Below are 13,640 nucleotides of genomic sequence, written 5' to 3'. Positions count from 1 at the left end.
TGAAGGCGCGACCAGAAATTAGCGAGCCGGCGGGACGAGCGCGTTCCCGCAGGACGCGCGGGGCGATCGGCGGGCGTTCTCATCGGCGGCAACCGCCTGGGCGGCGCGCCCGCGAATCGCGGCGAGGTCCCCCGGCCCGAGCGCGTCCCGTCGCACCCAGTCGGTGACGCCGGCCGGGCTCGTCCCGATCCGGTAGTAGTCCGCGGACAGTCGCGGGTCGCGGAGCAGCCCCGTCATCCGCGCCCAGTCGAGGTTGAGCGTGAGGAAGGCCGGGCGCACCTCGCGCAGGAGGTGGGTACGCAGGCCGGGCATGTCACCGGCCGCCCAGAACCGGGCGATCCGCCGGTCGGCGAGGCCGACCATGTCGACCAGCCGCAGGTCGCTGACGAGCGCGGCGCCGCCGAGATCGGGCGCCGCCAGGACGGGGTCGGGGACGTCGACGAGCTCGGCGTAGGAGTTGATGGCCCGCCCGGTGTTCTCGGCCACCAGGCAGAGGGGTGCGGTCGGGGCGGCGCGGAAGGCCCGCGCACCGTCGACCAGCACCAGTCCCGAGACGGTGGCCGCTCCCACCGCGAGCACGACCGTGACTACCCGGCCGCGCGCCGCGAGCCGCGGCGCGACCAACTCGGCCGCCGTCACCCCGGCGAGCGCACCCAGCGGCCACACCGGCGTGGCGAACCGGAGCTGGCCCATCCAGTCCGGCGTCAGTACACCGAAGGCCACGGCGGCGAGCGCGAGCGGCACGAGCAGCACCACCAGCGCGCGGCGCCGGCTGTCCCGGCCGACCAGGGCGGCGCCGACGGCGGCGACGGCCAGCAACGCCGCGGGCCAGCCGATGTAGGTCACGAGCTCGCCGGGACGGGTGGCGGCGGCGAGGCCGGGCAGGCCCTGCGCCTTGGCGATGGCCGTGTTCGGCAGGTACTCCCCGAACACCGCCAGCCGCCAGGCCAGGTAGGCCCCCGTGGGCACGGCGAAGACGAGCAGGCTCAGCGCGGCGGCCCGCACGGCGCGGCCAAGGTCGGCGCGGTGGAGCAGCACGAGCGCGGCGAGGGGGAACGCCGCCGCGTACACCAGCCCGTCCGGGCGGGTGAGCGCGGCCAGCGCGGCGAGCAGCCCGCACCACACGGCGGTGGCGGGCTCGAGCAGGCGGCCTGCGACGACCGCACGGACCAGGACGGCCGCGAGCCCGGCCGCGGCGAGCGCCAGCAGCGCGTTCTCCAGCCCGGACACCGTCCAGATCACGAAGGACGGCACGGCCGCGGTCACCAGGCCCGCGACCGCGGTGACGAGGACGGGCCGGCGGCTCACCGCCGACGCCGCGGCGTAGCAGCAGGCGAACACACCGGCGACCATGAGCAGGGCGAGCAGCTTCGGGAACGCGACGTAGTCGGGCACCCCGAACCACGCGCCGCGGTCGAACAGCCCGACCCAGCGGGCCAGCACCAGCAGGCCGAGCCACGCCGGGTTCGAGAACCCCTCGACGGGCTCGGCCCCGGGCTGCAGCACCGCTCCCGCGCCGGTCGCGATCGACCGGGCGTACGCGAACGTGATGCCGGCGTCGTCGACGATCCACCGGCCGTAGAGCAGGGCGTGGGCACCGAACGCGGCCGTCGGCACGCCGACGGCGACGCCCGCCCGCAGCCACCACGCGGTGGGCGCGGGATCGTCGGGGATGGCTGCCGGCCGCGTGGCCACCGGCCCCCGGTGGGCCACGGTCACGCGCCGAAGGCGTGGCGGGCGAGCGTGCGGACACCGCCGAGCCCGCCGTGCCGGGCCGCGCCCGGCAACCGGGTGAGCGCGTTCAGCCGCGACGACAGGTGCCTGCGGGCCGCACCGGCCGCGCGTGGCCAGCCCCGCGCGGCCATCCGGTCGGCGGTCTCCAGGAAGAACGTGCGCTCCTCGGCGAAGCGCCTGCCGTCGGCGGCGTGCGCGGAGGACACCGACGCGTCGTGCCGCCGGTATCGGAAGCACGTGGCCGGCTCCACGAGCAGCGACTCGCCGTCGAGGACGAGGTCGAGCACGAGGGCGAGGTCCTGCACGACGTCGACGCCCTCGCGGAACCCGGTGCGCCGCAGCGGCTCGGACCGCCAGCAGATCGACGGGAAGTACAGCCAGTTGCCCCGCAGCAGGCTCACCGCGAGCTCCTGCCCGGAGAGGACGGTGGCGTCGGTGACCCGCGGCGCGTAGACCCAGCGCTTGCCCAGGTCCACCAGCGAGCGCGCGGGCGCGCCGTCGGCGTCCACCACCTCGACGCCGGGCTGGATGATCGCGACGTCGGGGTGTGCCGCGTGCGCGCGGCGCACGGTGCCGACGTAGCCGGGGAGCATCAGGTCGTCGTTGCCGACGAGCACGGCGAGGTCGTGCTCGACCAGGTCGACGCACTGCTGGAAGTTGCGGTTGATGCCCAGGTTGCGCGGGTTGAGCCGGTAGCGGACCCGCTCGTCGCCCAGGCCCGCGCACCACTCGGCGAGCGCGCCGTCGGCCGACTCGCCGGTGTCGTCGAGGATCGTGAGCCGCCAGTTCGGGTCGTCCTGGGCGAGCACGCTGCGGATGGTGGCCTGCACCAGGTCCAGGCGCCCGTAGTGGGGCAGCATGACGTCGACGGTGGGGCCGTCAGTGGTCACCGGGTGCCGTCCTCCGCCCCCACCGATGTGCGGTCACCGTCGCCGGTGGCCACGCTGACGACCTGCGCCGACTGCAGCCCGCGCTCGCGGTTGATGAGCTCCGCCTCGCGGATGGCGACGGTGCGCGCCAGCTCGGTGTAGCGCCGGTCGACCACCCGGAACCGCTGGTACATGCTGAACATCCCGGCCATGAACGCCACGACCAGTGCGTAGAGCACGAGGTCGGTGCCGCGCCCGACGCCGAGGAAGTGCGCGACCACCGAGAGGTCGTTCGGCCGCATCACCGCGTAGACGTTCGCCAGCGCGAAGAGCACGAGCGCGATCCGCTTGCTCGCCTGCACGTAGATCGTGCCGGAGCTGCGGACGAAGACGTACATGATCGTCAGGACCGCGAGCACGAGGATGAACTGGATGAGCACGGCTGGTCAGCCTCCCCGGTGGCGGACGGACAGGTCGAAGAGGATGTTGACCCCGTTCAGCAGCGACTGGCCCTTGCTGCGGGAGTACTCGGTGTAGCGGATCGACACGGGGATCTCCCGCACCCGCCACTTCGAGCGCCCGAGGTACGACACGATCTCCGACGCGTGCGCCATGCCGTTCATCGTGATCTGCATGTGGTCGGCGACGGGCCGGGTGAGCACCCGCATGCCGTTGTGCGCGTCGGTGAGACGCAGCTTGCGTCCCGCCGGGCTGAGCAGCACCGCGACCCGCAGCACGATCCGCTTGATCAGCGGGACCGACTCGGTGTGGTCGGCGAACCGGGTGCCGAGCACGACGTCGGCGGCGCCGGACCGGGCGAGGTCGACCATCGCGGCGGCGTCCTCCAGCCGGTGCTGGCCGTCGGCGTCGTAGGTGACGAAGTACTGCGCGCCGCGCTGCACCCGGGCGTAGGTCAGGCCCGTCTGCAGGGCCGCGCCCTGGCCGAGGTTCACCGGGTGCCGGACGAGGTGCGCGCCGGTGCGCAGCACGGCCTCGGCCGAGCCGTCCCCGCTGCCGTCGTCGACGCAGACGACGTTGGGGAAGACCGTCAGCACCTGACGTACGACGGACTCGAGCACCGGCGCCTCGTTGAAGACCGGGATCACGACCCAGACGTCCTCGTTGCGCCTGCCGTCGACGGTGGTCACACCGGTCTCCTCCGGGTCGATCTCTCCAGGCATGGCCGCGCCAACCTACCGGCGCCCCGTGGCGGGCGATGCACCCACGCCCGTGGACGGCGCGTGCAGCGCCCGGAACACCCCGACCAGCAGCACGGCGAACACCACGAGCGGGCCGACGAGCTGGGCCATGAGGGCCGCGGCGATCGGCTCCGGCCCTACCACCAGTACCACCAGGAACACGACCGAACCCGCGATCCACCCGATCGTGACCGTACGTTGACGGGCGAGCGCGATCAGCGTGGGCTGCACGACGAGCGCCAGCATCATCACCAGCGTGGCCGTGCCGAGCAGGGCGAGGGTGCCCACCGACGGCCGGTACGCCGTGTTGAACAGCCGCTCGGCGGCCCACGGGCCGAGCAGCACGCACCCGACCACCCCCAGCGCGCCGAGGCCTGCCACCAGCACGAGCACCTGCCGGAGCTTGCGCGTGAGCTCGTCGTGGCGGCCCATCGCCGCCGCCCTCGTGACCTGGGGAAGGAGCACCGCCTGCACCGGCGCGAACAGGAAGAGCGGGACCCGGGCGAGCACGAACGTCGACCCGAAGACGGCGGCGGTCACCAGGTCGTCCGGCGACCGGTAGGTCACGACGACCGGGGCGATGTTGGCCAGCAGCTGGCTGAGCGCGATCGCCCCGGCCAGGTACAGCAGCGAACGTCCCATGCCGTCGGGTGTGGTCGAGACGTCGGTGGCGGGCAGGCGCAGCGCGGGCAGCACGCTCAGAGCGGCGACCGCCGAGCCGACGGCGAACGCGAGGCCGTAGGCGGACGGTTCCTCCAGCGCGAGCGCCAGCAGGGCGAGGCAGGGCAGCAGCCGGACCGCGCCCTCCACGTAGAGCGTGCGCGCGTACGCGGTGAAGCGCTGCTGCCCGCCGAGCAGGCCGCGCGCCCAGTAGACGGCCCCGGAACCGGCGATCGCGACGAGCAGCGCGGCCAGCAGGCCCGGGCGCCATTCCAGCACCCGGCCCAGCACGAGCGGCCAGGCCACGAGCACGACCACGACGAGCGCGCCGAACGACCAGAGCGCGAGCACCCCGGCCCGGCGGGCGACCGGGCGCAGCGGCTCCCCGCGCGCCGCTGCGGCGCTGACCGCACGGCTGGTCTCCTGCTCGAGCGCGGCGAACACGCCCGGCCCGATGATGTTCACGAGCATGTACAGCGAGATGAGGGCGCTGAGCGCGCCCGCGTCGGCCGGGCCGTGGAACACGTGCCCGATCACCGCGACGAACGCGTAACCCGCGGCACCGAGCACCCCGAGCCCCGCGGCGAGATGTGCCGCGGTGCCGAGCCGGCGGGCGGGTATCACGTGACCACGGTATCCGTCAGATCCGGGCGAGGGTGACGAACTCGTTGTACGGGAACACGCGGCCCGCCGGGCGGGGGAACGGGAACGAGTACTGCCGGGCCACCGTCAGCCCCAGGGTCTCGCACAGGGCCGCGACCTCGGCGAACCCGCAGAACCGGATGTGCGTGGCATCGGTGGCGTAGCCCCGCTCCTGCGGGGTGATCAGCACGACCTTGCCGCCCTTGCGCACGAACGGCAGGTAGGTCCGGAGGAGCCCGACCGCGTCTTCCTCGGACATGTGCTCGACGACGTGTGCCGCGAGCAGGCTGTCGAACGCCCCCTCGCGCGCGTTCGGGCCGGCGAGGAACTCCTCGGACGTGTACGCCCGCAGCCCGCGCTCCCGCGCAACGGCCACCGACGCCGCGTTGTGGTCCACCCCCACGCCGTCACCGCCGAGGTGGGCCAGGTTGCGCCCGAGCCCGCAGCCCACGTCGAGGGTGCGGCCGAGGTCGAGACGGCGCACGTTCCAGCGGTACGGCGCCTGCACGTCGAGCCATTGCTTCCACCGGGCCTGCTCCAGGTTCTTCAGGCGTTCGGCGTAGCCGGGGGCATCGGTGCGCGGTCGACCCTCTGGAGCAGTCACGGCCCCCAGTGTGACGGCCGAGGCCCCATCCCCCGGCAGCTACCCCCGCGTGGAGCAGTGACGAGTGGCCGCCTACCCGCTTGACCGACATGTGAGTGCGGCGGGACGGTCCCACGCGACCGAATCGATCATCGCCGTGGAACTGCCGGACATGTGGCTGGTCATCCACGTCATGCCAACGGCCTTGAGGAGGAATCGATGAGCCGCCAACCCGGAGACTCCCCGGTGCCCGAGATCCTCGACGAGGAACTCGACCTCGAGCGCGAGGTCGTGCGCGACAGCCAGGGCCGGCGGATCGACGCCGCCTACGTCGACAGAGCCGTCGCTGACGTCCGCGCTCACCGCGGCCGCCCCTCCCTGTCGGAGCAGGGGAACCGTGAGCCATCTCCGCACGTGTCGTTCCGCGTTCCGGAGCAAACCCGCCGCCGCCTCGACGAGCGCGCCCGCGCCGAGGGACGCTCAGCCTCCGAGATCGCACGCGAGGCGCTGGACCGCTACCTGAGCGGCCAGGGGTAAGTCGGGCTCCACGTCCTGGCGCCCACCAGCCGCAGGTCGAGCCATTCCTTCCGCGGCCCAGGACGGATGATCGTTCCGAGATCGGCCTCAGCGCCTTGGACAGGTCGTTCCGGCTCATCTCGGACCAATCACCGAGCGGTGATCGTTCTGAGGTTCGTCTCTGCGTCCTGGTCTGGGCGGCCATGCCGGCCTCGGATGGATCTTGTCGCTGGATGTGTGCCATTCCTCCTCGAGCGCTACCGCTCGACCCGCGTACCACGCGATCTGGCAGGGCCAGCGCTGACGGATGCCCTGCGGGCCGGCGGAGCAGACGCGGCAGCAGCCGGGCAGCCATGCCCGGATGAAGGGCGAACGTGATGGCAAGGGTGCGGATCAGGGCATCGGACACGCTGCCCGACGCTATGGATCGGTCACACTCCGTTGTTGACAACGAGTTGACGATCTATCGGACGACGCCCATCCGCCAGGCCAGGCCACGGAGCTCCCGGTCGAGGGCGCCGGGCCGTCCGCGGCGCTGCAGGTCGGCAACGGTTTCCCGGAGGAGCGGATGCACACGTATCCGCTGGGGAGCGAGCTTCTCGGCGCGCAGGAGCGCCGTGATCGCCCCGTCCCGAGTGGTCTTCGAGGTCGCGAGCCCCCGCCCGATCTCGGCCCAGTAGTCGGCCCGGCGACCTGGGACCGGGATCGCTCGGACGTCCCATCCGGTCGTGAGCTCCCGGACTCGGCCGCCCTCGCCCGACTCCACGGCCACTGACATCCGCCACACACGGATATTGGTCGGGCCGAACAGCATCCCGGCGAAGCCATGATCGTCGCTCATCCCGGCCGCGAGATGAGTGGCCTCGTCGAGCCGTTCCGCGGCGCGGTCCGGTCGGCCGAGGGTGGCCTCGGACAGCGCGGCGCCCAGGTGCAGCGCTCCCGCCATCTCCCGACAACGTGGATCAATAAGCCGGTCGGCGAGCGCGTCGATCCCCCGATCGGCCAGCGCGACAGCGCGGGCACGGCCGCTCGTCGACACCGTCGCCACCGTGGCGAGCCCCAGCCATGCGGGGTCGCCGAGCAACTCGGCGGCCTGCCGGGCACGAAGAGCCGCGAATGCAGGCAGTCCGCGAACGCCGAGGGTCTTCGTAGTGACGGCCGCCCGCTGATACACAGCGCACAGCGCCTCCAGCGCGGCCGTTCGATGCACACTCCGCACCGAGCCGTTCAGGTCGAGGATGAGCCCTGGCAGCAGTTCGGCCTGGCGGGTGTAGTCATTGCGCAGCCGAGCCGCCGCCAGATCGTCGAGGCGTCGGCCGATGGCCGGCCACGGTTCGATCGCCGCGCCTTCCCCGACCTCGATGTCGGTCAGCGCCTCCTCGATCGGGGTGAGGTGCGTGCGGGCAGCCGCGAGCTCATCGGACCGGCCAGCTGGAGGGAAGGCCGAACCCAACTCGCTCGGGGCAACGCGCAACGCCGCGGCGAGCGCCTCCAGGGTCGACCGCTTGTCCACCGGACGTTCGCCGCGCTCGATCAGCGACAGGTAGGACGCCGAGAATCCCGCGAGCCCCGCCACAGCGCGCAGTGACATGCCGCGCCACAGTCGAATCTCGCGCAGCCGCCGCCCCACCGGCGCACCGCTGGTCTCGGACATCTCGATCTCCCACCGGGCCTGCTGGCGTCCACCACCGTACGCGGGCAGCCCGTTACGATCCCGCCGTGCGCGCCGTAGTAACCGGAGGGGCCGGGTTCATCGGGTCCCACCTCGTCGATTCCCTGGTCGCCTCCGGCGCCGACGTCCTGGTGCTGGACGACCTCAGCCACGGCTCCGCCGCCAACCTGGCCGGCTCCCCGGCCGCCGAACTGCTGGAGCTCGACGTGCGGGACGGGGAGGGCGTGCACCGGGCCGTCACCGCGTTCGCGCCCGACCTGGTGTTCCACCTCGCGGCGCAGATCGACGTGCGGAAGTCGATGGCCGATCCGGCCACCGACACCGCGATCAACGTCCTCGGTTCGGTCAACGTCTTCGCGGCGGCCCTGGCGGCGGGCGTGCGGCGGGTGGTGAACACCTCCACCGGCGGCGCGATCTACGGCGAGACCGACGTCGTCCCGACCCCGGAGACCACCCCCACCGACCCGCTGTCGGCGTACGGGCTGGGCAAGCGCACCGTCGAGCGGTACGGCAGCTGGTTCCGGCGCAGCCACGGGCTCGACGTCGTGACCCTGCGGTACGGCAACGTGTACGGCCCCCGTCAGGACCCGCGCGGCGACGCGGGCGTCATCGCGATCTTCTGCGATCGGGTGCTCACGGGCCGGCGCCCCACCGTGTTCGGGGACGGCCGGCAGACCCGCGACTACGTGTTCGTCGGCGACATCGTCGCGGCCAACCGGGCGGCCGCCGCCGCGACCGGCCTGCCGCACGAGGTCTACAACGTCGGCACCGGCACCGAGGTGGACGTGCTCGCCCTCGCCGAGGCCGTGGCCGCCGCGGCGGGGGTCGACGACTTCACCCCCGAGATCCGGCCCGCGCGGCCGGGCGAGGTCCGGCGCAGCTGCCTCGACGTCTCCCGCGCCCGGTCCGAGCTCGGGCTCCCCCCACCGACCGGCCTGACCGACGGCCTGCGCGCCACCCTCGACTGGGTCCGCACGCTCCCCCGGGAGCCCTCGGCATGACCGAACTCCGAGTCGAACGGACGTCGATCCCCGGCCTGCTGCACGTCGACCTCGTCCTGCACCACGACGGCCGCGGCTGGTTCAAGGAGAGCTTCCAGCGCGCGAAGCTCGAGGCTCTCGGGTTCCCGCCGTTCGAGATCGTGCAGAGCAACGTCTCCTACAACGCCGAGGTGGGCGTCACGCGCGGCATCCACGCCGAGCCGTGGGACAAGTTCATCTCGCTCGCGCACGGGAGGGCGTTCGCCGCGATCGTGGACCTGCGGGCCGGCGAGGCGTTCGGACGGGTGGAGACGTTCGAGCTGCACCCGGGCAACGCGATCTTCGTGCCGCGGGGCTGCGGCAACTCGTACCAGACGCTCACCCCGGACGTCGTGTACTCGTACCTGGTCGACGAGCACTGGACACCGGACGCGCGCTACACGCTGATCCAGGCGTTCGACCCCGCGCTGGGCATCGAGTGGCCGATCGGAGCGGACAAGGCGATCCGCTCGGACAAGGACCGCGGGCACCCACCGCTGGCGACCATCGCCCCGACGGGGGCGTGACGTGCGGGTTCTGGTTCTGGGGGCCGGTGGACAGGTCGGGCGGGCGCTGGTCGCCGCCCTGCCGGACGCCACCGCGCTGCGGCACGCCGATCTCGACATCGCCGACGCCGGGAACGCGACGATCGACTGGGCGGCCTACGACACCGTGGTCAACACCGCGGCGTTCACCGACGTGGACGGTGCCGAGACCGTCGAGGGGCGCGCGGCCGCATGGCGGGCCAACGCCGCCGGTCCGGCCGCGCTCGCCGCGATCTGCCGGCGGACCGGCTCCACGCTGGTGCACCTGTCCACCGAGTACGTGTTCGACGGCCGGTCCGCGCTGCCGTACCGCGAGGAGGCACCGGTGGCCCCGCTGTCGGCCTACGGTGCGTCGAAGGCCGCGGGGGATCTCGCCGTGCGGGCCGTCGACCGGCACTACCTGGTACGGCCGAGCTGGGTGGTGGGCGACGGCCGCAACTTCGTGCGCACGATGCTCCGGCTGGCCGAGAAGGGCGTCGAGCCGTCCGTGGTGGCCGACCAGGTCGGGCGGCCGACGTTCGCCGCCGACCTCGCGTGCGCGATCGTGCACCTCGTGGCGAGCGGCGCCCCGTACGGCAGCTACCACGTGACGGGTGGCGGCGAGCCCGCCTCGTGGGCCGACGTCGCCCGCGCGACGTTCGCGCTGGCCGGGCACGGCGACCTGCGGATCACCGACACGACCACCGCCGAGTACTTCGCCGACAAGCCGCACGCGGCCCGCAGGCCGCGCAACAGCGTGCTCGACCTGTCCCGGGCCGCCGCGGCGGGCGTGGCGCTCCCCGACTGGCGCGAGCGGCTCGCGGACTACGTCAGGGCGTCCGCTTCTTGAGGGGTTCCCACCAACCGCGGTGCTCGGTGTACCAGCGGACGGTGGCGGCGAGTCCGTCGTCGAACGACACCCGCGGGGCGTAGCCGAGCTCGTCGGCGATCTTCGTCCAGTCCACGCAGTACCGGCGGTCGTGGCCCAGGCGGTCGGGCACGTGCTCGATCATCGACTCGTCGGCGCCCACCGCCTCGAGCAGCCGCATCGTGAGATCGGCGTTGGTGAGCTCGGTGCCGCCGCCGATGTTGTAGACCTCGCCGTCACGGCCCTTCTCCGCCACGAGCTGGATGCCCCGGCAGTGGTCGTCGACGTGCAGCCAGTCGCGGACGTTGAGGCCGTCGCCGTAGAGCGGCACCTTCCTCCCGTCGAGGAGGTTGGTGACGAACAGCGGGATCACCTTCTCCGGGAACTGGTGGGGCCCGTAGTTGTTCGAGCAGCGCGTGATGCAGACCGGCAGGCCGTGCGTGCGGTGGAAGGAGCGGGCCAGCAGGTCCGAGCCGGCCTTCGACGCCGAGTACGGCGAGTTCGGTTCCAGCGGGTGCGTCTCGGGCCAGGCGCCGTCCTCGATCGAGCCGTACACCTCGTCGGTGGACACGTGCACGAACCGCGAGACCCCGCGCTCCAGGGCCGCCTGCAGCAGCACCTGCGTGCCGACGACGTTCGTGGAGACGAAGTCGGCGGCTCCGGCGATCGAGCGGTCGACGTGCGACTCGGCCGCGAAGTGCACCACGACGTCGGTGCCGTCCATGACCCCCGCGACGACGTCGGGATCGCGGATGTCCCCGCGGACGAACTGCATCCGCGGATCGGCCGCGCACCCGGCCAGGTTGGACAGGGTGCCCGCGTAGGTGAGCAGGTCGAGCACCACGACGTCCGCGTCGGCGTAGGCCGGGTACGCACCCGCCAGCAACGACCGCACGTAGTGCGAGCCGATGAAGCCCGCCCCTCCCGTCACCAGGACCTGCACGCCAACCTCCTAGCCGGCGAACGACTTCGCCACGTCCATCACGTACTCGCCGTAGCCCGACTTCGCCTGGCTCTCGCCCAGCGCGTAGCACGCGGCCGGGTCGATGAAGCCCATCCGCATCGCGATCTCCTCGATGCAGGCGATCCGCACACCCTGCCGGTTCTCCAGCACCCGCACGTACTCGCCCGCCTCCAGCAGGGACTCGTGGGTACCGGTGTCCAGCCACGCGAACCCGCGGCCGAGGCCGACGAGCCGGGCCGTGCCACGCTCCAGGTAGGCACGGTTGACGTCGGTGATCTCGAGCTCGCCCCGGGCCGACGGGCCCAGCCCGGCCGCGATCTCGACCACGTCGTTGTCGTAGAAGTAGAGCCCGGTGACCGCACGGTTCGACCGCGGGAGCTCGGGCTTCTCCTCGATGGACAGCAGCCGCCCGTCGGCGCCCGCCTCCGCGACGCCGTACCGCTCCGGGTCGCGGACGGCGTAGCCGAACAGGATGCAACCCGCCTCGCCCGCGGAGATCTCGGCGATCGAGCGCTGCAGCAGGCCGGAGAAGCCCGGCCCGTGGAAGATGTTGTCGCCGAGCACCAGCGCGGCGGGGTCGGACCCGACGTGCTCGGCGCCGATCACGAACGCCTCGGCCAGCCCGTTCGGCTCGGGCTGCTCGGCGTAGCCGATGCTCAGGCCGAGCTCACCGCCGTCGCCGAGGAGCCGCTGGAACGCCGGGACGTCCCGCGGGGTGGAGATCACGAGGATGTCCCGGATCCCGGCCAGCATGAGCACCGACAGCGGGTAGTAGACCATCGGCTTGTCGTAGACGGGCAGGAGCTGCTTCGAGACCGCCCGGGTGATGGGATGCAGCCGCGTGCCCGACCCGCCGGCCAGGATGATGCCCTTCATCGGCACCGGTCAGACGTAGACGGCCAGCGTGAGCGTGCCCACCCAGAGCACCGCCAGCACCTGCAGCACGCGGTCACCCAGCGCGATCTCCTCCGGCTCGCCGCCGTTGCCCGAGTCGACGTCCACGGAGTAGCGCAGCACGGCGATCACGAACGGCACGATCGAGATCACCGACCACATCTGGTTGTGCCGCACGACGCCGATGTCGAAGGCCCACAGCGAGTACGTGGTGATCAGGACCGTGGCCGACAGCGCCCACACGAACCGCAGGTACGACGACGAGTAGCTCTCCAGCGACTTGCGGATCTTCGCGCCGGTGCGCTCGGCGAGCATCATCTCGGCGTACCGCTTGCCCGCCACCATGAACAGCGAGCCGAACCCCGCCACCAGCAGGAACCACTGCGACAGCACGATGTCGGTGGCGGCACCGCCCGCGATCGCCCGCAGCAGGAAGCCGGAGGCGACGATGCAGATGTCGAGCACCGCCTGGTGCTTGAGCCAGAAGCAGTAGCCCAGCTGCACCGCGACGTACACGGCGAGCACGACCGCCAGCTGGACGCTGGCCAGCAGGCTCAGGGCGAGCGAACCCAGCAGCAGCACGACCGCGACGGCCATGGCGAGGCCCGGCGGGACGATGCCCGCGGCGATCGGCCGGTTGCGCTTCGTGGGGTGCGCCCGGTCCGCGGCCACGTCGTTCGCGTCGTTGATGAGGTAGATGCCGGACGCGGCGACCGAGAACGCCACGAACGCCACGGCGAGCTCGACGACGATGCCCTCGCGCGACAGGTCGCCGCTCGCGAACGGCGCGGCCAGCACCAGGACGTTCTTGACCCACTGCCGGGGCCGCATCGTGCGCACCACGCCCCGCGCCACGATCACGGGTGTGCGGGGTGGCGGCGGGACGGCCTGTTCGGTGGGCACGTCGGTGCTGGTCATCGCTTTTCCTTCCGGATGGCCCGGCGTGCCGCGACCGCGACGGCAGCGCCGAGCGCGGAGCCCGCGAGGACATCTGTGGGGTAGTGGACGCCGAGCACCATCCGCGAGAGCGCCATCGACGGCACCAGCGCGACGGCGAGCGGCTTGCGCAGCAGGGCGCCGAACAGGACCGCAGCGGCCGTGGTGGAGGTGGCGTGCGCAGAGGGGAAGCTCAGCTTGCTCGGCGTGCCGACGTGCACCCGCACCCGCGGGTCGTCCGGCCGCGGCCTGCGCACCACGCGCTTGACCCCGACCGACGCCCCGTGGGCCACGGCCACCGCGGCGGTGGCGGCGATCCAGTCGCGCCGGCGCCTGCGGTCGACCAGCGCCCCGATCGCGCCCATGGCGAGCCAGCCCGCCGCGTGCTCGCCGAAGAACGACATCCCGCGCGCGACCCGCACCACGGGCGGCCGCCCGAGCGCACCCTGCACGGCCTCCAGGATGCGCACCTCACCGGCCACCGGCGGGACGTCGACCGTGCCGTCCGGCTCGAGGGTCGGGACGGCGTGCGGGCCGGGGCGGTCGAGGAGCTCGGCCAC

General features: G+C 72.9%; 15 protein-coding genes. 4 read left to right on the top strand and 11 right to left on the bottom strand.

What is annotated here, in order from left to right:
* Nucleotides 1-18: 18 nt before the first annotated feature.
* Genes ACU436_RS19355 through ACU436_RS19330 form a run of 6 tightly spaced genes read right to left on the bottom strand, consistent with a single transcriptional unit; the run spans nucleotide 19 to nucleotide 5,708 of the window.
* The gene (locus ACU436_RS19355) at nucleotides 19-1,719 is read right to left on the bottom strand and encodes a hypothetical protein (protein WP_459027195.1); all 1,701 of its coding nucleotides are present in this window, start codon (nucleotides 1,717-1,719) and stop codon (nucleotides 19-21) included.
* On the bottom strand, nucleotides 1,716-2,624 hold the full coding sequence (locus tag ACU436_RS19350; RefSeq protein WP_459027193.1) for a glycosyltransferase family 2 protein: 909 nt from the start codon (nucleotides 2,622-2,624) through the stop codon (nucleotides 1,716-1,718). Before ACU436_RS19350 ends, ACU436_RS19355 begins: the two co-directional genes overlap by 4 nt.
* Nucleotides 2,621-3,043 carry a DUF2304 family protein gene (locus ACU436_RS19345; protein ID WP_459027191.1) on the bottom strand — a complete coding sequence of 141 codons (423 nt, stop codon included), beginning with the start codon at nucleotides 3,041-3,043 and terminating at the stop codon, nucleotides 2,621-2,623. The genes ACU436_RS19350 and ACU436_RS19345 overlap by 4 nt, the downstream gene beginning before the upstream one ends.
* Nucleotides 3,044-3,049: 6 nt before the next feature.
* Nucleotides 3,050-3,784, bottom strand: coding sequence for a glycosyltransferase family 2 protein (locus ACU436_RS19340; protein ID WP_459027189.1), 735 nt, complete (start codon nucleotides 3,782-3,784; stop codon nucleotides 3,050-3,052).
* Between the two features lie 12 nt (nucleotides 3,785-3,796).
* On the bottom strand, nucleotides 3,797-5,086 hold the full coding sequence (locus ACU436_RS19335; RefSeq protein ID WP_459027187.1) for a lipopolysaccharide biosynthesis protein: 1,290 nt from the start codon (nucleotides 5,084-5,086) through the stop codon (nucleotides 3,797-3,799).
* A 16-nt stretch (nucleotides 5,087-5,102) separates the two neighbouring features.
* Nucleotides 5,103-5,708: a class I SAM-dependent methyltransferase gene (locus ACU436_RS19330; protein ID WP_459027185.1), complete on the bottom strand. Its 606-nt coding sequence runs from the start codon at nucleotides 5,706-5,708 to the stop codon at nucleotides 5,103-5,105.
* Nucleotides 5,709-5,906: 198 nt separating this feature from the next.
* On the opposite strand from ACU436_RS19330, the gene ACU436_RS19325 reads away from it, so the two are divergent.
* Nucleotides 5,907-6,224, top strand: a complete 318-nt coding sequence (locus ACU436_RS19325) for a ribbon-helix-helix protein, CopG family (RefSeq protein WP_459027183.1) — start codon at nucleotides 5,907-5,909, stop codon at nucleotides 6,222-6,224.
* A gap of 442 nt (nucleotides 6,225-6,666) precedes the next feature.
* On the opposite strand, the gene ACU436_RS19320 is transcribed toward ACU436_RS19325, so the two are convergent.
* Complete coding sequence (locus ACU436_RS19320; protein WP_459027181.1) at nucleotides 6,667-7,857, bottom strand: helix-turn-helix domain-containing protein; 1,191 nt, start codon at nucleotides 7,855-7,857, stop codon at nucleotides 6,667-6,669.
* A 65-nt stretch (nucleotides 7,858-7,922) separates the two neighbouring features.
* Here ACU436_RS19320 and ACU436_RS19315 point away from each other — a divergent pair, with 65 nt between their 5' ends.
* The 3 genes from ACU436_RS19315 to rfbD are packed head-to-tail and all read left to right on the top strand — an operon-like array spanning nucleotide 7,923 to nucleotide 10,268.
* On the top strand, nucleotides 7,923-8,876 hold the full coding sequence (locus ACU436_RS19315) for an NAD-dependent epimerase/dehydratase family protein (RefSeq protein ID WP_459027179.1): 954 nt from the start codon (nucleotides 7,923-7,925) through the stop codon (nucleotides 8,874-8,876).
* Nucleotides 8,873-9,421 carry a dTDP-4-dehydrorhamnose 3,5-epimerase family protein gene (locus ACU436_RS19310; protein ID WP_459027177.1) on the top strand — a complete coding sequence of 183 codons (549 nt, stop codon included), beginning with the start codon at nucleotides 8,873-8,875 and terminating at the stop codon, nucleotides 9,419-9,421. The genes ACU436_RS19315 and ACU436_RS19310 overlap by 4 nt, the downstream gene beginning before the upstream one ends.
* A gap of 1 nt (nucleotide 9,422) precedes the next feature.
* Nucleotides 9,423-10,268, top strand: coding sequence for a dTDP-4-dehydrorhamnose reductase (rfbD, locus tag ACU436_RS19305; protein ID WP_459027175.1), 846 nt, complete (start codon nucleotides 9,423-9,425; stop codon nucleotides 10,266-10,268).
* Here the strand turns inward: rfbD and rfbB are convergent.
* Genes rfbB through ACU436_RS19285 form a run of 4 tightly spaced genes read right to left on the bottom strand, consistent with a single transcriptional unit; the run spans nucleotide 10,249 to nucleotide 13,640 of the window.
* A complete protein-coding gene (gene rfbB / locus ACU436_RS19300; protein WP_459027173.1) occupies nucleotides 10,249-11,229 on the bottom strand; it encodes a dTDP-glucose 4,6-dehydratase in 981 nt (326 codons plus the stop codon). The two genes, rfbD and rfbB, sit on opposite strands and share 20 nt — an antisense overlap.
* A gap of 9 nt (nucleotides 11,230-11,238) precedes the next feature.
* The gene (gene rfbA / locus ACU436_RS19295) at nucleotides 11,239-12,126 is read right to left on the bottom strand and encodes a glucose-1-phosphate thymidylyltransferase RfbA (protein WP_459027171.1); all 888 of its coding nucleotides are present in this window, start codon (nucleotides 12,124-12,126) and stop codon (nucleotides 11,239-11,241) included.
* Nucleotides 12,127-12,135: 9 nt separating this feature from the next.
* Nucleotides 12,136-13,062, bottom strand: a complete 927-nt coding sequence (locus ACU436_RS19290; protein ID WP_459027169.1) for a decaprenyl-phosphate phosphoribosyltransferase — start codon at nucleotides 13,060-13,062, stop codon at nucleotides 12,136-12,138.
* Nucleotides 13,059-13,640: a phosphatase PAP2 family protein gene (locus ACU436_RS19285; protein WP_459027167.1), complete on the bottom strand. Its 582-nt coding sequence runs from the start codon at nucleotides 13,638-13,640 to the stop codon at nucleotides 13,059-13,061. The genes ACU436_RS19290 and ACU436_RS19285 overlap by 4 nt, the downstream gene beginning before the upstream one ends.

The sequence above is a fragment of the Pseudonocardia wallangbongensis genome, from assembly GCF_054486945.1.
Note: the sequence above shows the minus strand (reverse complement) of the source record. Positions and strands in the feature narration are given on the sequence as shown.